Origin of the sequence: Ideonella sp. A 288 (genome assembly GCF_002198735.1) — a bacterium.
GTDB lineage: Bacteria > Pseudomonadota > Gammaproteobacteria > Burkholderiales > Burkholderiaceae_C > Pseudaquabacterium.
The window spans coordinates 13,137-32,186 of the sequence record NZ_MWLO01000071.1 but is presented as its reverse complement, the minus strand read 5'-3'; the positions used below and the strand labels follow the sequence as shown (position 1 = coordinate 32,186).

The window sequence follows — 19,050 nt, the reverse complement described above, 5'->3', positions numbered from 1 at the left end:
CGGCGGGGGCAACAACCGCCAGGCCGCGCCGCGTGCCGCCGACACCGATGGTCATGCGGCCGAGCACGATCGGCTCGGCGCGCTCGCCGGACGGGGGCTCGAAGCCGGGCACGATCTCGCTGGGGATGCTGCGCTTGATGAGTTTTTCGATGTCGCGCAGGAAGATGTCCTCGTCCACGCACACCAGCGAAATGGCCTCGCCCTGCGCGCCGGCGCGGCCCGTGCGGCCGATGCGGTGCACGTAGTCCTCGGGCACGTTGGGCAGCTCGAAGTTGATGACGTGCGGCAGCTGGTCGATGTCGATGCCGCGGGCGGCGATGTCGGTGGCCACCAGCACCGGCAGGTCGCCGGTCTTGAACTCGGCCAGCGCCTTGGTGCGCGCACCCTGGCTCTTGTTGCCGTGGATGGCCATCGCGCCGATGCCTTCCTTGTTCAGGAACTCGGCCAGCCGGTTGGCGCCATGCTTCATGCGCGTGAACACCAGCACCTGGTGCCAGTCGCCGGTCTTGATCAGGTGGGCGAGCAGTTCCTTCTTGCGCTCGCGGCCCACTGGGTGCACCTTCTGGTCGATGAGTTCGGCGGTCTGGTTGCGGCGCGCCACCTCGATCAGCACCGGCTGGTTCAGCAGGCGGTCGGCCAGCGTCTTGATCTCGTCGCTGAAGGTGGCCGAGAACAGCAGGCTCTGCTTCTTTGCCGGCACGATGGCCAGCACCTTCTTGATGTCGTGGATGAAGCCCATGTCGAGCATGCGGTCGGCTTCGTCGAGCACGAAGATCTGCACATGGCTCAGGTCGAGCGTGCCCTGCTGGTGGTGGTCGAGCAGGCGGCCGGGGGTGGCCACCAGGATGTCGACGCCGCGGCGCAGCGCATTGATCTGCGGCTGCATGCCGACGCCGCCGAACATCACCATGCTGGTCAGCGGCATGTACTTGCCGTAGGTGCGCACGCTTTCTTCCACCTGCGCCGCGAGTTCGCGGGTGGGGGTGAGGATCAGCGCACGGATGCAGACGCGGCCACGCGCGTCCTTCTTGCTGGGCTCGAGCGCCAGCCGGTGCAGCATCGGCAGCGTGAAGCCGGCGGTCTTGCCGGTGCCGGTCTGGGCGCCGCCCATCAGGTCGCTGCCCTTCAGGACGACGGGGATGGCCTGGGCCTGGATCGGGGTGGGGGTGTCGTAGCCCTGTTCGCGAACGGCGCGCAGGAGCGGCTCGGCCAGGCCGAGTTCATTGAAATGCATGGATGGGGGGCCCGTGTGGGCCGTGGTTCGCCGCCTGCTGTCGCCTCGTGGAGGGCCACCAGTCCCAGGCGCGATGGCTTCGGGGTGTCGGAATCGACCGTGTCGCGCTGACTGGAGACCACGACACTCGATCCATTCTACGCGGCCGGGGCCGAGGCCGTTCGGTCGGACTGCACCGATCCGGCCTGGCGATTCAGTGCCCAGGCGTCCCGGCCGCGTGGCCGACGATCAGACCGGCATCGCCTCATGCGCGTTCAGGCGCAGCCAGCCGCGGGCGATGCGGTAGATGGCCCACACGCCCAGCAGGCCCATGCCCAGCACCCAGGTGCCGAAGCCGATGATCACCAGCGTGAGCGGGATCGACACCACCGCCACCAGCGCGGCCCAGGCGGCCGCGAACCAGAAGGTGCGGATCTGCCATGTGAAGTGCGACTCGAGCCAGGTGCCGCGCACCTCGCTGCGCTTCACGTAGTTGAGGATGACGGCGATGATCGACGGCCAGCCGAACAGGAAAGAGCCCAGCACGCTGGCCGCGCCGAAGGCGCCCAGCGCGAGGCCCAGCGCGTGCAGGCCGTAGACCAGGTGCGTGGTGCGCACCAGCGAGGGGCTGGCTTCGATGGTGAGGGTGTTCATGCGGTCCTTTCTTGGACGGTGAGCAAGATGGGTGCGCTTGCCGAAAATGCAAGTCCGTGCACGCCGACGGGCCTGCGCGCAATCCCTGCGGCGCGGGGCACCCAAGCCGGCCGCGCCTGATTAGACTCTTCCGCTTCATCCGCCGGTAGGACCGTCTTTGCCCGTGGCCGATCCGCAGCAGCCCCCACGTCCAGCGCCAGCGACAGACGCCATCGAACGGCAGGTCGCCGAGGCCCAGGCCGAAATGGTGCTCACCCGGCACAGGGTGTCCAACTGGCTGGGCGTGCCCTTCGGCGGGCTGGTCTGCTGGGTGCTGTGGCACGACGTCGACCAGGCGCTGCTGCTGGCCTGGCTGGCCGCCAGGGTGCTGATCAGCGTGTGGCGGGTGGCGGTGACACGTCGCTTCGACCGCGAGCGCGGCCATCCTGGGCGCGTGATGCATTGGGCGACGTGGCACGACCGCGCCCTGGCCGCCGACGGCGTGGCCTACGGCCTGCTGGGCACGCTGCTGCTGCCTCGCCACAACCCCGAACTCGAGGCCATCATGATCGCCACGCTGGTGGGTGTGGCCTCGATCGGCCTGATCGTGCTGGCCATCCGCCAGCGGTCGGCGCTGGCGATGGTGCTGCCGACGATGGTGCCGACCATGGTGCTGCAGTTTTTCCACGACGACCGCCTGTCCACCTACGTCGGCGTCGGCATCGGGTTGTTCCTGTTCCTGGTGGTCCACGAGGGCGGCAAGGCCTCTCGCCACACCCGCGACATGCTGCGCATCCGGTTCCAGATGGACGAGCTGGCCACCCAGCGCGCCGAGGCGCTGGCGCTCGCGCAGCGCCACAGCGACGTGAAGGACCGCTTCCTGGCCACGATGAGCCACGAGATGCGCACGCCGCTGCACGGCATCCTGGGCCTGGCGCGCCTGCTCCAGCAGCATCCGCCGCGGTCCGGCGGGGCACTGCCGCCGGACAGCCTGCGCGTGCTCGAGCGCACCGGCGAGCACCTGCTGGGCGTCATCAACGACGTGCTCGATTTCTCCAAGATGCAGGCCGGCCACCTGACGCTGGCCCGGCAGGATTTCGACCTGGTGGCGCTGGTGGAATCGATGGTCGAGGTCGCGCGCGTCTCGGCGGTCGAGAAGGGCCTGTCCGTCGACTGCGAGATCGCGCTGCCGCGGCCCTGCTGGGTCAGCGGCGACCCGACCCGGCTGCGCCAGATCCTGCTCAACCTCACCGGCAACGCCGTCAAGTTCACCGCCGCCGGTGCCGTGCGCGTGCGGCTGGCGCGCCAGGCCGTGGGGCCGGCCGCCGGCGGCTTCCAGATCGACGTCGCCGACAGCGGCCCCGGCGTGCCGGCCGACCAGCGCGAGGCCATCTTCGAGGCCTTCCACCAGGTCGACGGCTCCGACCGTCGCCGGCACGGCGGCACGGGCCTGGGGCTGACGATCTCGCGCGAGCTGGCACGGTGCATGGGCGGCGAACTCGATTGCATCGACAGCGGCGGGCCCGGCGCGGCCTTCCGCTTTCGCGTGGCGCTGCCCGCGGCGCAGGCCCCGGCGCCACCGCCTGCGCCGGTCACCCGGCCGGGCCACGGCCTGCGGGGGCGCCTGCTGCTGGTGGAGGACAACCCGGTGAACGCCCTGGTGGCGCAGCTCACGCTGGAGCGCCTGGGCCTGGACGCCGAACTGGTCACCGACGGCCAGCAGGCGGTGGCACGGGTGGCCGCGGAGAGCTTCGACCTGGTGCTGATGGACTGCCAGATGCCGGTGCTCGACGGCTTCCAGGCGGCACGGCGCATCCGCGAGCTCGAGCGCGCCGGGCAGCGCCGCCCTGTGCCCATCGTGGCGCTGACCGCCCACGCGATGGACGCCGACCGCGAGCGCAGCCTGGACGCCGGCATGACCGACCACCTGGCCAAGCCCTTCCGCGAGGACGAGCTCGTCGCCGTGCTGCGCCGGCACCTGAAACGCCAGGCTCCGGGATAATGCAGGGTTTTGCGCCGCCGCCCAGGCGGCGCGCCCATCGCCAGGCCGCCGGCTTGGCGGTCACTGCAGACCCACCGAGCCCCACCCACCATGGCCCAATACGTCTTTACGATGAACCGTGTCTCCAAGACGGTTCCTCCCAAGCGCCAGATCCTCAAGAACATCTCGCTGTCGTTCTTCCCCGGCGCCAAGATCGGCGTGCTGGGCATCAACGGCTCGGGCAAGTCCACCGTGCTGAAGATCATGGCCGGCCTCGACAAGGACTTCGAGGGCGAAGCCTTCCCGATGCCCGACCTGAAGATCGGCTACCTGCCGCAGGAGCCGCAGCTCAACCCCGACCAGACCGTGCGCGAGGCGGTGGAAGAGGGCATCGGCGGCGTGCTGGCGGCCAAGAAGCGCCTCGAGGAGGTGTATGCCGAGTACGCCGAGGAGAACGCCGACTTCGACAAGCTGGCCGCCGAGCAGGCCGAGCTCGAGGCGGTGATCGCCGCCGCCGGCTCCGAGAACACCGACCTGCAGCTCGAACTGGCCGCCGACGCGCTGCGCCTGCCGCCCTGGGAGGCCAACATCGGCGTGCTGTCCGGCGGCGAGAAGCGCCGCGTCGCGCTGTGCCGCCTGCTGCTGTCCAAGCCCGACATGCTGCTGCTCGACGAGCCCACCAACCACCTGGACGCCGAATCGGTCGACTGGCTCGAGCAGTTCCTGCAGCGCTTCCCCGGGACCGTGGTGGCCATCACCCACGACCGCTACTTCCTGGACAACGCGGCCGAGTGGATCCTCGAACTCGACCGCGGCATGGGCATCCCCTGGAAGGGCAACTACTCGGACTGGCTCGACCAGAAGGAAAAGCGCCTCGAGAGCGAGCAGAAGACCGAAGACGCGCGCATGAAGGCCATGAAGGAGGAGCTGAAGTGGGTGCGCTCCAACTCCAAGGCCCGCCAGACCAAGAGCAAGGCCCGCCTGGCGCGCTTCGAGGAACTGAGCGACGTCGAGTACCAGAAGCGCAACGAGACCAACGAGATCTTCATCCCGGTGGCCGAGCGCCTGGGCAACGAGGTCATCGAGTTCAAGAACGTCAGCAAGAGCTTCGGTGACCGCCTGCTGATGGACAACCTCAGCTTCAAGGTGCCGCCCGGCGCCATCGTCGGCATCATCGGCCCCAACGGCGCCGGCAAGTCCACGCTGTTCCGCATGATCCAGGGAGTGGAGAAGCCCGATTCGGGCGAGGTGGCGATCGGCAAGACCGCGCAGCTGGCCTTCGTCGACCAGAGCCGCCAGAGCCTGGCGGACGACAAGACCGTGTGGCAGGACGTCTCCGGCGGCCTGGACAACATCGTCGTCGGCAAGTTCGTGATGCCGTCGCGGGCCTACATCGGCCGCTTCAACTTCAAGGGCAACGACCAGCAGAAGATGGTCGGCTCGCTGTCCGGCGGCGAGCGCGGCCGCCTGCACCTGGCCAAGACCCTGGCCCAGGGCGGCAACGTGCTGATGCTCGACGAACCGTCGAACGACCTCGACGTGGAAACCCTGCGCGCGCTCGAAGAGGCGCTGCTCGAGTTCGCCGGCTCGGCCATGGTGATCAGCCACGATCGCTGGTTCCTCGACCGCATCTGCACCCACATCCTGGCCTGCGAGGGCGATTCGCAGTGGTTCTTCTACGACGGCAACTACCAGGAGTACGAGGCCGACAAGAAGAAGCGCCTCGGCGAAGAAGGCGCCAAGCCGCACCGCCTGCGCTTCAAGGCGCTCAAGTAAGGGACGGGTCGTCCGGCGCGTGGTCTGTCCGGTGCGCCTTCAGGGTGCCGTCAGGGCGCTGTCCAGGGCGCCCTCGGCGGCCAGTGCCGGCAGCGCGCGCGGCGGCTCGGGCACCTCGCCCGGCGTCGGCAGGCGCAGCGCCAGGCCCATCCAGGCCACGTCGTGCCAGGCGCCGAGCTTGTAGCCGGCGCGCGGGTACACGCCCACCGGCTCGAACCCCATCGAGCGGTGCAGGCCCACGCTGGCGTCGTTGGGCAGCGTGATGCCGGCGAAGGCGTTCACGGCGCCTTGTCGCCGCAGGATCTCGAACAGCCGCGTGTAGAGCGCCCGGCCCACGCCGCCGCGCTGCAGGCCGTCGGCCACGTACACCGACACCGTGACCGACCACTGGTAGCAGATGCGCTCGGCATAGGCGCTGGCGTACGCGTAGCCCTGCACGCCGGCGCTGTCGCACCACACCAGCCAGGGCCACTGGCGCAGCACCTTGTCGATGCGGGCGGCCATCTCCGTGGCATCGGGCGGCTGCAGTTCGAACGAGGTGGGGCGGTCGGTCACCGAGGGGCCGTACAGCTCGGCGATGCGCGCCGCGTCGTCGGGGCGGGCCAGTCGGATCGAGGGGGTCATCGGCATCGGGCGCACTCCTTCCGCCGCCGATGGTAGGCTGGCATGTCGACGAATGCACGCGCCCGGGTTCCACCTGAGGAACCCGCGGGTGCAGCAGCAGTCCACCTTTGTCCTTCCGGCCGCGGGCCGGACCTCACGCGACCACCCCATGCCCTTGATGCCTTCCGCTCGTTCCCCTTTGCACCTGTTGCCGTTGCTGGCCCTGCTGGCGCTCGCCGGCTGTGCCACACCCGGGGGACCGGCGGGGCCGGCCGCGTCCGCGTCCGCGCCGGCGGCGATGCCACCGGGCCATGCCGCGGCGGTGGCCGCGGCTGCCGCGCGTGGGCCCGGGGCTGCGGCCGCGCGCCCGGCCCCGGGCGCTTCGGCGCCCGCTGCCGCACCCGTGCCGGGCCAGCCGCCGGCCTTCGCCACCGTCATCAAGGACGCCAAGAAGATCGACGGCCTGGTCACGATGTACCAGAAGGACGAGAAGGTCTGGCTCGAGCTGACCCCGGCCGATTTCGATCGCCGCTTCTTCCTGTCGCCCAAGATGGCCAGCGGCATCGGCGAGAACGGACTGTTCGGCGGCATGATGGCCAAGCCGCAGGTGGTGAAGTTCCGCCGGCTGCACAACGTGGTGCAGATGCTGGCGGTGAACACGGGCTTCGAGGCCAAGGCCGGCACGCCGCTGGCCCGCGCCATCGAAGCCTCTTACTCGCCCAGCCTGTTGGCCGCCACCGGCGTGGCCAGCGCGCCCCACCCCGAGCGCAAGTCGGTGCTGGTGGATGCCTCGCCGCTGTTCGTCAACGACATGCTGGCCATCGGCGCCACGCTCGGCCGCACCTACCGCCAGGGCTACGGGCTGGACGGCCGCAACTCAGCCATCCTCAACGTGCGCGGCAAGCCCGACATGGTGGCCATCGAAGTGCTGAGCCACTATGCCGTGGGCGCGCTGTCGGTGCCGGGCCCCGGCGCCCCGCCGGGGGCACCGGTGCCCAGCGCCCCCGACACGCTGCCCGATGCGCGCAGCATGTTCTTCAAGCTGCACTACTCGCTGGCCCGCCTGCCCGAGCAGCCGATGGTGCCGCGCCGGGCCGACCCGCGCGTGGGCCACTTCGCGCACATCTTCAGCGACTTCAGCGACGACCTCGCTCGCACGCCGCGGGTGCGGCACATCGCCCGCTGGCGCCTCGAGAAGAAGGACCCGTCGGCCGCGCTGTCCGAGCCGGTGCTGCCCATCACCTACTGGATCGACCGCACCGTGCCGCTGAAGTACCGCGACGCGATCACCGCCGGCATCCTCGAATGGAACAAGGCCTTCGAGAAGATCGGCTTCAAGGACGCCGTGGTCGTGAAGGTGCAGCCCGAGGACGCCGATTTCGACACGCTCGACTTCGGTGTGGCCTCGGTGCGCTGGATGGTCAACCAGAGCCCGCAGTTCGGCGCCATCGGGCCTCGGCATGTCGACCCGCGCACCGGCGAGATCATCGACGCCGACATCGCCTTCGAGAGCCTGTCCTCGCGCAACCTGCGCACCGCGCGCGCCCGCATCCTGGGCAGCAGCACGCAGGGCCCCGCCGCCACGGCCGAGTGGGCGCGGCTGATGCAGCTGGGCGATGCGGCGTCGGCCGAGGTCGCCGGCACCAGCGGCCCCAGCGGCGGCCCGGCCGCGGCGCATGTGCACGACCCGATGGCCTGCGACCATGGCGACTTCGCTGCCGAACAACTGGGCTACGGCCTCGAGGTGCTGGCCGCGCAGGGCGAACTCGACCCCGCCGGGCCGGAGGCCGAGCAGTTCGTGCAGGCCTACATGAAGGATGTGACGATGCACGAGGTCGGCCACACGCTGGGCCTGCGGCACAACTTCCGCGCCTCGCGCATCTACTCCGACGCCCAGTTGTCCGACCCCGAGTTCACCCGCGGCAACGCGCTCACCGGCTCGGTGATGGAGTACGCGCCGATCAACCTGCCGCGCCCGGGCGACGCGCGGCCGGCCGCCTTCCAGACCACGCTGGGCGCCTACGACTACTGGGCCATCGAGTACGCCTACAAGCCGCTGGCCCCGGCCGACGAGGCGGCCGAACTGGCTCGCCTGGCCGCGCGCAGCGCCGAGCCCGAGCTGGCCTACGGCACCGACGAGGACAACTTCTTCGGCGTCGACCCCGACGCGCTGCAGTTCGACCTGGGCAACGACCCCATCGCCTTTGCGCGCAAGCGCTTCGAGATCGAGCAGGACCTGTTCAAGCGGCAGGAGTCGCGCCAGGCCGCGCCCGACCAGGACTGGAGCAGCGTGCGCCGGGTGCTGAACTACGCGCTGCGCGACGCCGGTCGCGCGGCCGGCACGATGCTGCGCCAGATCGGCGGCGTGCGGATGCTGCGCGATTTCCCGAACACCGGGCGCGACCCGATCGAGCCGGTCGAGGGGGGGCGCCAACGCGCGGCGCTGGACCTGCTGGCCCGGCACGTGCTGGCGGCCGACAGCTTCGTCGTCTCGCCGGCCTTGCAGCGCCGGCTGGCGCCCGATTTCCTGGAGCGCACCGACGCAGTGTTCGCCGGCGCCGGTGTCGCCAACGAGCCGCCGCTGGCGCAGAACGTGCACAGCCTGCGGCAGGTGGTGCTGGGCCAGCTGATGAGCGACACGCTCGCCTCGCGCATGCTGGACAGCGCCGGGCTGGTCGCTTCTGCGGCCGACGCGCTGAGCCTGGCCGAGCTGTACGAACGCGTCGAGTCCGAGGTGTGGTCCGAACTGCAGGGCCGTGGCGACATCCCCGCGCCGCGCCGCGAACTGCAGCGCGAGCATGTCAACCGCCTGTCCACGCTGGTGCTGCGGCCCGGCGCATTGACGCGCGCCGACGCCCGCGGCCTGGTGCGCGCACAGGCCACCGGCCTGCTCGCCCGCCTCGACAAGGCGCAGCGCCGCACCGACCTGGGCGCCGACAGCCGTCGCCACCTGCAGGACAGCGCCGACACGCTGCGCAGCGCGCTGGCGGCCACGCTGCAGCGCGCCGGGGTGTGACCGCCGGGCGTTGAGCCTGGGTCGGCAGGCGCCGGCCAGACGCTGCCGCGCGGCGCGCGCCACCGCCGTTCGCGGCGTGTCGGCCCGCGCCACCGCCGTCCGCGGCGTGCCGGCCGTCGTTCGTCGCAAACCCGGCGTCGGGCCCTTGGAACGCGCGCCGCGGCCCGCTATCGTGCGGCCATGACGCCGTCGCAGGCCCCATCGATGCCCGAGCCCGGCCAGGGCTCGTCGGGCAGCCTGCGCTCGCTGAGCGCTGCCCGCGTGGCCTGGGCCATCGGCCTGGCGCTGGTGGTGGCGGTGCTGCTCAACCCGATCTTCGCGCCGCCCTTCGTGGTGGTCTTCGGCCGCACCGTGTTCGTCGCGCTGCTGTTGCTGCTGGCTTTCACGGTGGCGGGGCACTGGCACCAGGCGCTGCTGCCGCGCTGGCTGGCGCAGGCGCTGGCGGTGGGGCTGATGGCGCCGCTGGCCACCTCGCTGGTCTACCTGATGTCCACCGGCGGCGATGTGGGCGCCATCGTGCAGAACCCGGGCCGGGTGGCGGGTTTCCTGTACATCGCCGGCAGCGCGCTGATCGTCGGCCTGGTGCTGGCGCTCGGCGCCCAGGTGCGCGAGCGCGAGGCCGAGGCCCGCACGCTGGCGTTGCAACTCGAACTGCAGCGCAGCCAGCAGGCGCGGCAGGCGCTCGACGCGCGGCTGGCGGTGATGACGGCACAGGTGGAGCCGCACTTCCTGTTCAACACGCTGGCCAACGTGCAGGCGCTGGTCGAGACCGGCTCGCCGCGCGCGCCCGAGGTGCTGCGCAGCCTGATCGCCTACCTGCGCGCCGCGCTGCCGCGGCTGCACGAAGACGGCGGCCTGCCAACGCTCGCCAACGAACTGGCCCTCGTGCGCGCCTACCTCGAGCTGATGCACCTGCGCATGCCCGACCGCCTGCGCTGGCGCCTGGACGTGGCGGACGGGCTCGATTCGCGCCGCGTGCCGGCGATGGCCTTGCTGACGCTGGTGGAGAACGCCGTGCGCCATGGCGTGGACCCGGCCGAGGACGGTGGCGAGATCGAGGTCGGCGCCCGGGCCGAGCCCGGCGGCGGCCTGCGGCTGTGGGTGGCCGACACCGGCGTCGGCCTGTCGGCACGGCGGCCACCAGCGGTCGGCCCGGCGGCGGTGCCCGGTGCCGCGCCGGTGCCCAGCGCCGGCACCGGACTGGCCAACCTGCGCGCGCGGCTGCAGGGCGTGTACGGCGCGGCCGCGCGGGTCGATCTGCAGCCGCAGGCCCCGCACGGCGTGCGCGCCGAGATCGTCCTGCCCGCCGAGGAGACCCGCCGATGAGCCCCGACGCCACCGCGATGATCGTCGACGACGAGCCGCTGCTGCGCGAGCACCTGCAGACCCACCTGGCCCGGCTGTGGCCGGCGCTGCGGGTGGTGGCGCAGGCACGCAATGGCCGCGAGGCGGTGGAACTGTTCGAGCGCGAGGCGCCGCAGGTGGTGTTCCTGGACGTGCACATGCCCGGCATGAACGGCATCGAGGCCGGCCGCGCGATCGCCGGGCGGGCGCTCACCGTGTTCGTCACCGCCTACGAGCAATACGCGGTGCAGGCCTTCGAGCAGGGGGCGGTCGACTATCTCGTCAAGCCCTTCGAGCCCGGCCGGCTCGAGGCCACCGTGTCGCGGCTGCAGCAGCGGCTGGCCGCCGAGCCCGGCGCCGCGGCCGACCCGGCCGAGGCCGGCCGCCTGGACGCGGTGCTCGAGCGCGTGGCGCGCCAGTTGCGCGTGCAGGCCACCGGCGCGCCCTGGCTGCAGTGGATCAAGGCCTCGGTGGGTTCGACGCTGCGCCTGATCCCGGTGGACCAGGTGGCCTACCTGCGCTCGGACGAGAAGTACACCCTGGTGGCCTGGACCGGCGGCGAGGCGCTGATCCGCAAGCCCATCCGAGAGCTGGTGGACGAGCTCGACCCGTCGTGCTTCGTGCAGGTGCACCGCTCGGTGATCGTCAACCTGCGGCAGGTGGAGCAGGTGACGCGCGGTCCCAACGAGACGGCCGACCTGCACCTGGTGGGCCGCCCCGAGACCCTGCCGGTCAGCCGCAGCTACCTGCACCTGTTCCGGCAGATGTAGCGGGCCGCGGCGCTGCCGCCTCGGCCAGCCGCAGCCACTGCGCCAGCTGGTCGGCCAGGTCGGCGGCGCTGAACGAACAGCTCTCCTCCTGGAACAGCGCGCTCGATTCCAGCGGTGCCAGCAGGTGCTCCAGCACCTGCCCATAGCGCGCCGGCAGACCGGGCCAGTCGGCCGCGGTGGCGCGCAGGTCGGCGGCCAGCCGGGCCACGTCGGCGCGGCCGGCGCGCAGCTGGTCCAGCGCGGTGTCGAGTTCGTCGGGGGTCATCGCGGGAACGTTCCTTTCCAGAGCCAGGCGGCACCGCGCACGCCCGAGGCGTCACCATGCCGGGCCGGCCGCAGCGGCGTGCGCACGGGGTCTTTCAGGCCGCCGGAGAAGACCCAGCGGTCCCACAGCGCCGGCACCTCGCGGTAGACGCTGTCGATGCGCGACAGGCCACCGCCAAGCACGATCACGTCGGGGTCGAGCGTGTTGATCACCTGCGCCAGAGCGCGCGCCAGCCGGTGGTGCCAGCGCGCCAGCGTCTCGGTGCACGCGGCGTCGCCCTGCCGCGCGGCCTGGGCCACGGCCTCCGCGGTGAGCGACGCGCCGGTGCGCTGGGCATGGTCGCGCGCCAGTGCGGGGCCGCTGACCAGCGCCTCGATGCAGCCCGACTGGCCGCAGTAGCAGGCCGGCCAGGGATCGTCGGGCTGGCGCCAGGGCAAGGGGTTGTGGCCCCACTCGCCAGCCAGGCCGTTGGGCCCGGTGAGCACGCGGCCGTCCACGGCGATGCCGGCACCGGTGCCGGTGCCCAGGATGGCGGCGAAGACCACGCCCGCGCCGGCCCCGGCGCCGTCGGTGGCTTCGGACAGCGCCAGGCAGTTGGCATCGTTGGCCACCCGCACCGGCCGGCCCAGGCGCGCGCTCAGGTCGCGCTGCAGCGGGCGGCCGTTCAGGCAGGTGGTGTTGGCGTTCTTCACCAGGCCCTCGGGCGTCAGGCTGCCGGGGGTGCCCAGGCCGATGGTGGCGCCAGCCCCCACGGGCGAAGCCAGCGCGGCCTCGGCCAGGCCGGCGATGGCCTCGACCAGGGTGTCGTAGCGCTGCGACGGCGAGGCGATGCGCCGGCCCCAGGCCACCTGTCCGGCGGGGTCGAGCACCACGGCCTCGATCTTGGTGCCGCCCAGGTCGATGCCGATGGCCGCGCTGGGCGTCGTGGGGTGGTCGGTGCTCATGGCCGGAAGGCTAGCAGGTCGGTCGACGGCGACGAACTGGCGGGTCCGCGTGCCGCTGATCCGGCCTTGGCGCCGCCGGTCGCCGCCGAAGAATCACGACCACGGCCCTCCTGCGTCGGGCGGTGGTCTCAAGTTCGGCGCCAAGGGCTCGATATCCGTTGACACCCTTTCGGAGACCCGCACATGAACCTCTCGATCCGCTTCCATTGCCTGGCGGCTGCCGTGGCCCTGGCCTCCCTGGGCCTGGCCGCCACCATGGCCCAGGCCGCCGGCAACGCCACCACGACCGAGGCCACCGCCATGGTCAAGAAGGGCGTGGCCTTCATCAAGGCCAACGGCAAGGACAAGGGCTATGCCGAGATCAGCAACAAGCAGGGCCAGTTCACCGACCGCGACCTGTACCTGGTGGTCTATGCCCTGGACGGCACGGTGCGTGCGCACGGCGCCAACGAGAAGATGATCGGCAAGAACCTGATCGACCTGAAGGACGTGGACGGCAAGGCCTTCGTCAAGGAACGGGTGGAACTGGCGCAATCGAAGGGCAGCTTCTGGCAGGACTACAAGTTCACCAACCCGGTGACCAAGAAGATCGAGCCGAAGAGCATGTACTGCGAGAAGGTCGAAGACACCGCCGTGTGCGGCGGCGTCTACAAGTAACCCGATTTAGACGCGTCCAGCGCCGCGTCCGCTCGCCCAGGAAGGCCCCGATGAAACTGCGTCTGAAACTCATGCTGGCACCCGTGGTGAGCGGTGCCTTGCTGGTGGCCGTGCTCGGCGCGTCCCTGTGGGGCTCTCACTGGTCCCTCGAGCGCGTAGCGGCGGCCCAGGCCGCGGCCCGCGACGATCAGCAGTCGCTGGCCGCCCACCAGGCCACGTTGGCGACGGCGCACACCCGGCTGTACCGCTCGATGGCCATCGTCTCGTCGATGGACGACAAGGCCGTGAAGGCCCTGCTCGAGCAGCAGACCAAGGACCTGAACGGGCTGGTCGACCACTTCAAGGCGCATGCCGCCGAAGCCGGCACCCCCGACGACGAACGCGCCGGCTTCAACCGCCTGATCGACCTGTTGGGCAAGTACAAGAAGGACGCCGACAACGCCATCGACCTGGCCACCGTCGACCCCAACACCGGCGTGGCCGCGATGCAGGGTGCCGACGCCAACTTCAAGACCGTCGGCAGCTTGCTGGCCGACCTGCAGCAGTCCAGCCAGCGGCACGCCACGGCGCAGGCCACGGCCTTGCAGACCGAAGCCGACCGCATCGCGCTGGCGATCGGCCTGGTGGGGCTGCTGGCCACCGCCGGCTCGCTGGCCTTTGCCTGGGCCATCCAGCGCCGCCTGGTGGCCGACGTGGCGGCGGGTTCGCGCGCCGCGCAGCGCGTGGCCGAAGGGCGGCTCGACGAGCAGCCGCACAGCGACGCCAGCGACGAACTGGGCGACCTGATGCGCGCGCTCGGCTCGATGGTGCGGCAACTGCGCGACACCCTGCGCGGCGTGCAGCAGGCGTCGGTGTCGATCGGCTCGGCGTCGTCCGAGATCGCCTCGGGCAACCAGGACCTGAGCCAGCGCACCGAACAGACCGCCAGCAGCCTGCAGCAGACCGCCAGCTCGATGGAGCAGCTGACCGGCACCGTGCGCCAGAGCGCCGATGCCGCGGCCACGGCCAACCAACTGGCGTCCAGCGCCGCGCAGGTGGCGCAGCGCGGCGGCGAGGTCGTGTCGCAGGTGGTGCACACGATGGACGAGATCAACGCCAGCTCCAAGAAGATCGCCGACATCATCGGCGTGATCGACGGCATCGCCTTCCAGACCAACATCCTGGCGCTGAACGCCGCCGTCGAGGCGGCCCGCGCCGGCGAGCAGGGCCGCGGCTTTGCCGTGGTGGCCGGCGAGGTGCGCTCGCTGGCCCAGCGCAGCGCCGAGGCGGCGCGCGAGATCAAGAGCCTGATCGGCGCCAGCGTGGGCAAGGTGGAAGCCGGGGCGCGCCTGGTGCAGGACGCCGGTGCCACCATGGTCGAGATCGTGGCCAGCGTGCAGCGCGTGACCGACGTGATCGGCGAGATCTCCGCCGCCACCAGCGAGCAGAGCCAGGGCCTCGGCCAGGTCAATGGCGCCGTGGTGCAGCTCGACCAGATGACGCAGCGCAACGCCGCGCTGGTGGAGCAGAGCGCCGCTGCCGCCGAGAGCCTGCGCGACGAGGCCGCCCGCCTGGCCCACATGGTTTCGGCCTTCGACCTGGGCCACCTGGCGGGCCACCAGGCGGGCCAGTCGACCGCCGTGGCGGCACCGGCCGCACGCCCGAAGGCCCCGCCGCCGAAGTCCTCCATGACCCGAGCCGCCACGACCCGACCCGCCACGCCGCCCAAGGCGGCCACCCGGCCCGCCGCACCGCGCGGCACCGACACGCAGGCACCCCCGCGGCCCGCTGCGACGCCGGCGCCCGCCTCGACCGCAGCCGCCAGCGCCGACAGCGGCGATTGGGAAACCTTCTGACGGCCACGCGGCAGCGCCGCGCGGCCACCGCCGCTCGCGCCGCCGTCTAGAGCGGGTGCGTGCGCCGCTCCAGCCAGGCCAGCGCCTCGCCCGCTACCCGCGGCGCGAGGCGTTCGCGCACCATGGCGTGGTAGGCGTTCAGCCAGGCCACCTCGTCGTCGCGCAGCAGGTCGCGCTCGATGCAGCGGGTGTCGATCGGGCACAGCGTGAGCGTCTCGAAATCCAGCATCGCGCCGAAGGCATCGTTCTCGGCCGTGGCCACCGGCACGTTGAGCACCAGGTTCTCGATGCGGATGCCCCACTGCGCCGGCCGGTACAGGCCCGGCTCGATCGAGGTGACCATGCCCGGCTCCATCGCCATCACCGGCTCGGGGATGGCCTTGCTGATGGTCTGCGGGCCCTCGTGCACATTGAGGAAATAACCCACGCCGTGGCCGGTGCCGTGGCCGTAGTCCAGGCCCTCGGCCCACAGCGGCGCCCGCGCGATGGCGTCGAGCATCGGCCCCGGCGTGCCGCGCGGGAAGCGCGTGCGCGACAGCGCCATCGTGGCTTTGAGCACCAGCGTGAAGTCGCGCCGATGGGCATTGCCGACCGTGCCGATCGGCCACACGCGCGTGATGTCGGTGGTGCCGCCCAGGTACTGGCCGCCCGAATCGATCAGCAGCAGGCCGTCGCCCTCGATCCAGGCGTAGGACTCGGGCGTGGCGCGGTAGTGCGGCAGCGCGCCGTTGCCGTTGAAGCCGGCGATGGTGGAAAAGCTCAGGCCCACGAAGCCGGGCCGCTTCGCGCGCTCGGCCGACAGGCGCTCGTCCACCGTCAGCTCGCTGATCCGCTCGCCACGGGCCAGCGCGGCCTCGAACCACGCATAGAACGCGCACATGGCCGCGCCATCTTCGATCATCGCCTCGCGGATGAAGGCCGCCTCGGCGCCGCCCTTGCGGCTCTTGAGCAGCGTGCTCGGGTTGATGGCCTCCACCACGCGCACGCCCGCCGCCACGCACTGCCGGAAGCCCAGCGTGATGCGCTTGGGGTCGACCAGCAGCACGCTGCCCGAGGGCAGCGCCGCCAGCGCGGCGGCGGCCTGGCCGTAGTCGGCCAGCGCCACGCCGTCGGCGGCCAGTTCGCCGGCCAGGCCGGCCGGCACCTTGCCGCCGCCGACGAACAGCGTGGCGCCCGACAGCGTCAGCAGCAGGTGCGACAGGAAGACCGGGTTGTAGTCGACGTCGGCACCGCGCAGCGCGGTGATCCAGGCGGCGTCGTCGACGGTGGACACGAAGTGGTGCGTGGCGCCATGCCGCGCCATCGCCTCGCGCACCTGCGACAGCCGCGCGCTGCGAGACTGCACCACCTGCGGCGAGGCGTGCGCGTACACGCGGGCCGCGGGCAATGCGGGGCGGTCGGGCCACACCTCGGCCAGCAGATCCAGGTCGGTGCGCAGCGCCACGCCGGCGCTGTCGAGCGCGCCGCGCAACTGCTGGGCCGCCGCCAGGCCCAGCACCTGGCCGTCCACCGCCACGCTGCCGCCGCGCGGCACCTGGCGCACCAGCCAGTCGATGTGGTGGGTGGCCGCGGCCGTGGGGATGCGCACCAGCTCGATGCCGCTGCCGTCCAGCTCGCGCTCGGCCTGCACCCAGTAGCGGCTGTCGGCGAAGAGGGCGGCCGACTCGGCGCTGACGGCCAGCGTGCCCACCGAGCCGGTGAAGCCCGACAGCCACTCGCGCCCGGCCCAATGGCCGGGCAGGTATTCCGACAGGTGCGGGTCGGCCGACGGCACGAGCAGTGCCTGCACGCCGTGGCGGGCCAGGGCCTCGCGCACGTGCAGCAGGCGTTCACGGGCGGGGTGCACTCGGGTGTCCATGGGCGGGCTCCGGGGTGGCGGCGGGCCGTGCGGCCCGTGCCAGTGGTGGGGGAGGTCGATTCTAGGAGGGGGTGGCGCCTGCTGCTGCCCATCCGGCGCGACCCACCTCGCGCGGCCCGGGTATGCTCGGCGCCATGCGATTGCTGCTGGTGGAAGACGACCGCATGATCGGCGACAGCCTGCGCCAGGCGCTGCGGCTGGAGGGCCATGCCGTCGACTGGGTGTACGACCTCGCGGCCGGGCGCGCAGCGCTGGCCACCGAGCGCTTCGACACCGTGCTGCTCGACCTCGGCCTGCCCGAGGCCGCCGGCCAGCCCGCGCGCGCCGCCGCCGGCCTGACGCTGGTGCGCGAGCTGCGCGCCCGCGGCGACCCCACGCCGGTGATCGTGCTCACCGCCCGCGACGCGGTGGGCGACCGCGTCGCCGGGCTCGATGCCGGCGCCGACGACTACCTCGTCAAGCCCTTCGACCTGGACGAACTGCTGGCCCGCATCCGCGCCGTCACGCGGCGGCTCACCGGCCGCGCCGACACGGCCCTGGTGCACGCCGGCGTGCGGCTCGACCCCGCCACACGCGAGGTCAGCCGCGACGGCGAGCCGCTGCTGCTGTCGGCGCGCGAATTTGCCGTGCTCGAGGCGCTGATGCAGCGGCCCGGCGCGGTGCTGTCGCGGGCCCAGCTGGAAGACCGGCTCTACGGCTGGGGCGATGCCGTCGAGAGCAACGCCGTGCCGGTCTACATCCACCAGCTGCGCAAGAAGCTCGGGGCCGAGTTCATCCAGAGCATGCGCGGCGTGGGCTACTTCCTGCGCAAGCCCGGCGCCAGCGGCTGATGGTGTCGTCGATCCGCACGCGGCTGATGCTGTCGCTGCTGGCCGCGCTGGCGCTGGTGGCTGGGCTGGTGGGCGCCATCACCTATCGCAACCAGCTGTCCGGCTTCGAGGACATGTTCGACTACCAGTTGCGGCAGATGGCGCTGTCGCTGCGAGACCAGGGCGAGATCCCGCGCGACAGCGCCGCCGCGCTGAACGACGAGGACCTCGATTTCGTCATCCAGATCTGGAGCATCGACGGCCGCGGTGTCTATGCCTCTCGCGTGCACCGCAACCTGCCCACGCGCACCGTGCTCGGCCTGGCCGAGGCCACGGTGGACGGCGAGCGCTGGCGCACCTTCGGCGTGGCCGCGCGCGGCCGCGTCATCCAGGTGGCGCAGCCGGTGCGCATCCGCCAGCGCTTGGCCGCCGACGCGGCGCTGCGCAGCGTGCTGCCACTGGCGGTGTCGGCGCCGCTGATGGCCGCGCTGCTGTGGTGGCTGATCGCCTCGTCGCTGAAGCCGCTGTCGCGCGTGGCGTCCGAGGTGCGCGCGCGAGATGTGTCGACACTGCAGCCCTTGCCCGCCGACCACCTGCCCGACGAGGTGGCGCCGCTGGTGCAGTCGCTCAACGCCCTGCTGGCGCGCCTGTCCGAGGCCATGTCGGGGCAGCGCGCCTTCGTCGCCGATGCCGCCCACGAGCTTCGCTCACCGCTCACCGCCCTGAAGCTGCAGGCCCAGCTGGTGCGCCGCGCCGGCGACGAGGCGGCGCGCGCGCAGGCCATCGAATCGCTGGTGAGCGGGGTCGACCGCGCGGCGCACCTGGTCGAGCAGTTGCTCGCGCTGGCGCGGCACGAGCCCGGCGCACCCGCCGAGCCGCTGGTGCCGGTGGTGCTGGCCGATGTGCTGCGGCGCGTGCTGGCCGACGCCGCGCCGCTGGCCGAGGCCAAGGGCACCACGCTGTCGCTGCACGCCGACGACACCCTTCGTGTGCCGGGCGACGCCGCCGCGCTGGCGGTGATGGTGCGCAACCTGGTGGACAACGCGGTGCGCTACACGCCGGCCGGAGGTCAAGTGGGCCTGAGCCTGCAGGCCGATGGCCACGGCCATGCGCTGCTGCGCGTGGACGACAGCGGCCCCGGCATCGCCCCCGGGGAGCGCGAGCGCGTCTTCGACCGCTTCGTGCGCGGCAACGGCGCCGGCGAAGCCACCGGCAGCGGCCTGGGCCTGGCCATCGCGCAGTCGATCGCGCGGCGCCATGGCGGCAGCCTGCAGCTCGATCGGTCGCCCGCCGGCGGCCTGCGCGTGGCGCTGCGGCTGACGCGCTGCGGCTGACGCGTCGCGCCC

15 protein-coding genes are annotated in these 19,050 nt (G+C 72.1%); 9 read left to right on the top strand and 6 right to left on the bottom strand.

The features are described from left to right. Positions 1 to 1,234 (bottom strand): DEAD/DEAH box helicase (locus EOINJALH_RS05590; RefSeq protein ID WP_088279327.1); only part of this gene is annotated, 1,234 nt, incomplete at its 3' end. Between the two features lie 228 nt (positions 1,235 to 1,462). Beyond that, positions 1,463 to 1,867: a hypothetical protein gene (locus EOINJALH_RS05585; protein WP_088279326.1), complete on the bottom strand. Its 405-nt coding sequence runs from the start codon at positions 1,865 to 1,867 to the stop codon at positions 1,463 to 1,465. A gap of 163 nt (positions 1,868 to 2,030) precedes the next feature. On the opposite strand from EOINJALH_RS05585, the gene EOINJALH_RS05580 reads away from it, so the two are divergent. Continuing rightward, positions 2,031 to 3,848: a response regulator gene (locus EOINJALH_RS05580; RefSeq protein ID WP_144289875.1), complete on the top strand. Its 1,818-nt coding sequence runs from the start codon at positions 2,031 to 2,033 to the stop codon at positions 3,846 to 3,848. Positions 3,849 to 3,938: 90 nt separating this feature from the next. Further along, on the top strand, positions 3,939 to 5,603 hold the full coding sequence (gene ettA, locus EOINJALH_RS05575; RefSeq protein ID WP_088279324.1) for an energy-dependent translational throttle protein EttA: 1,665 nt from the start codon (positions 3,939 to 3,941) through the stop codon (positions 5,601 to 5,603). A 39-nt stretch (positions 5,604 to 5,642) separates the two neighbouring features. Here the strand turns inward: ettA and EOINJALH_RS05570 are convergent, their stop codons facing one another. Then, complete coding sequence (locus EOINJALH_RS05570) at positions 5,643 to 6,233, bottom strand: GNAT family N-acetyltransferase (RefSeq protein WP_088279323.1); 591 nt, start codon at positions 6,231 to 6,233, stop codon at positions 5,643 to 5,645. Positions 6,234 to 6,609: 376 nt separating this feature from the next. Between EOINJALH_RS05570 and EOINJALH_RS05565 the strand changes: the two genes are divergently transcribed. The 3 genes from EOINJALH_RS05565 (at position 6,610) to EOINJALH_RS05555 (ending at position 11,336) form a co-directional block, all read left to right on the top strand. Beyond that, complete coding sequence (locus tag EOINJALH_RS05565) at positions 6,610 to 9,222, top strand: zinc-dependent metalloprotease (RefSeq protein WP_234413674.1); 2,613 nt, start codon at positions 6,610 to 6,612, stop codon at positions 9,220 to 9,222. Between the two features lie 180 nt (positions 9,223 to 9,402). After that, positions 9,403 to 10,548: a sensor histidine kinase gene (locus tag EOINJALH_RS05560; protein WP_094777461.1), complete on the top strand. Its 1,146-nt coding sequence runs from the start codon at positions 9,403 to 9,405 to the stop codon at positions 10,546 to 10,548. After that, complete coding sequence (locus EOINJALH_RS05555) at positions 10,545 to 11,336, top strand: LytTR family DNA-binding domain-containing protein (RefSeq protein WP_088279321.1); 792 nt, start codon at positions 10,545 to 10,547, stop codon at positions 11,334 to 11,336. Before EOINJALH_RS05560 ends, EOINJALH_RS05555 begins: the two co-directional genes overlap by 4 nt. Here EOINJALH_RS05555 and EOINJALH_RS05550 read toward each other — a convergent pair. Next, complete coding sequence (locus EOINJALH_RS05550; protein ID WP_088279320.1) at positions 11,299 to 11,601, bottom strand: hypothetical protein; 303 nt, start codon at positions 11,599 to 11,601, stop codon at positions 11,299 to 11,301. The genes EOINJALH_RS05555 and EOINJALH_RS05550 overlap by 38 nt on opposite strands. Next, positions 11,598 to 12,545: an ROK family protein gene (locus EOINJALH_RS05545; RefSeq protein WP_088279319.1), complete on the bottom strand. Its 948-nt coding sequence runs from the start codon at positions 12,543 to 12,545 to the stop codon at positions 11,598 to 11,600. The genes EOINJALH_RS05550 and EOINJALH_RS05545 overlap by 4 nt, the downstream gene beginning before the upstream one ends. A gap of 183 nt (positions 12,546 to 12,728) precedes the next feature. On the opposite strand from EOINJALH_RS05545, the gene EOINJALH_RS05540 reads away from it, so the two are divergent. Beyond that, positions 12,729 to 13,202 (top strand): cache domain-containing protein, encoded by a 474-nt coding sequence (locus EOINJALH_RS05540; protein ID WP_404872736.1) that lies wholly within the window; start codon positions 12,729 to 12,731, stop codon positions 13,200 to 13,202. 50 nt (positions 13,203 to 13,252) lie between these two features. Further along, on the top strand, positions 13,253 to 15,037 hold the full coding sequence (locus EOINJALH_RS05535; protein ID WP_088279318.1) for a methyl-accepting chemotaxis protein: 1,785 nt from the start codon (positions 13,253 to 13,255) through the stop codon (positions 15,035 to 15,037). A gap of 46 nt (positions 15,038 to 15,083) precedes the next feature. Here the strand turns inward: EOINJALH_RS05535 and EOINJALH_RS05530 are convergent, their stop codons facing one another. Next, positions 15,084 to 16,895, bottom strand: a complete 1,812-nt coding sequence (locus EOINJALH_RS05530; protein ID WP_088279317.1) for an aminopeptidase P family protein — start codon at positions 16,893 to 16,895, stop codon at positions 15,084 to 15,086. Between the two features lie 134 nt (positions 16,896 to 17,029). Between EOINJALH_RS05530 and EOINJALH_RS05525 the strand changes: the two genes are divergently transcribed. Together EOINJALH_RS05525 and EOINJALH_RS05520 are read left to right on the top strand one after the other, a co-directional pair. Beyond that, positions 17,030 to 17,725 carry a response regulator transcription factor gene (locus EOINJALH_RS05525; RefSeq protein ID WP_088279331.1) on the top strand — a complete coding sequence of 232 codons (696 nt, stop codon included), beginning with the start codon at positions 17,030 to 17,032 and terminating at the stop codon, positions 17,723 to 17,725. After that, complete coding sequence (locus EOINJALH_RS05520) at positions 17,725 to 19,038, top strand: ATP-binding protein (protein ID WP_234413673.1); 1,314 nt, start codon at positions 17,725 to 17,727, stop codon at positions 19,036 to 19,038. The genes EOINJALH_RS05525 and EOINJALH_RS05520 overlap by 1 nt, the downstream gene beginning before the upstream one ends. The last annotated feature ends 12 nt before the right edge of the window (positions 19,039 to 19,050 follow it).

Excerpts from the sequence above, each read along its gene's own strand:
- EOINJALH_RS05585 (WP_088279326.1), bottom strand. The coding sequence starts at position 1,867 with ATGAACACCCTCACCATCGAAGCCAGCCCCTCGCTGGTGCGCACCACG.
- ettA (WP_088279324.1), top strand. The coding sequence starts at position 3,939 with ATGGCCCAATACGTCTTTACGATGAACCGTGTCTCCAAGACGGTTCCT.
- EOINJALH_RS05570 (WP_088279323.1), bottom strand. The coding sequence starts at position 6,233 with ATGCCGATGACCCCCTCGATCCGACTGGCCCGCCCCGACGACGCGGCG.
- EOINJALH_RS05560 (WP_094777461.1), top strand. The coding sequence starts at position 9,403 with ATGACGCCGTCGCAGGCCCCATCGATGCCCGAGCCCGGCCAGGGCTCG.
- EOINJALH_RS05555 (WP_088279321.1), top strand. The coding sequence starts at position 10,545 with ATGAGCCCCGACGCCACCGCGATGATCGTCGACGACGAGCCGCTGCTG.
- EOINJALH_RS05550 (WP_088279320.1), bottom strand. The coding sequence starts at position 11,601 with ATGACCCCCGACGAACTCGACACCGCGCTGGACCAGCTGCGCGCCGGC.
- EOINJALH_RS05545 (WP_088279319.1), bottom strand. The coding sequence starts at position 12,545 with ATGAGCACCGACCACCCCACGACGCCCAGCGCGGCCATCGGCATCGAC.
- EOINJALH_RS05540 (WP_404872736.1), top strand. The coding sequence starts at position 12,729 with ATGAACCTCTCGATCCGCTTCCATTGCCTGGCGGCTGCCGTGGCCCTG.
- EOINJALH_RS05535 (WP_088279318.1), top strand. The coding sequence starts at position 13,253 with ATGAAACTGCGTCTGAAACTCATGCTGGCACCCGTGGTGAGCGGTGCC.
- EOINJALH_RS05530 (WP_088279317.1), bottom strand. The coding sequence starts at position 16,895 with ATGGACACCCGAGTGCACCCCGCCCGTGAACGCCTGCTGCACGTGCGC.
- EOINJALH_RS05525 (WP_088279331.1), top strand. The coding sequence starts at position 17,030 with ATGCGATTGCTGCTGGTGGAAGACGACCGCATGATCGGCGACAGCCTG.
- EOINJALH_RS05520 (WP_234413673.1), top strand. The coding sequence starts at position 17,725 with ATGGTGTCGTCGATCCGCACGCGGCTGATGCTGTCGCTGCTGGCCGCG.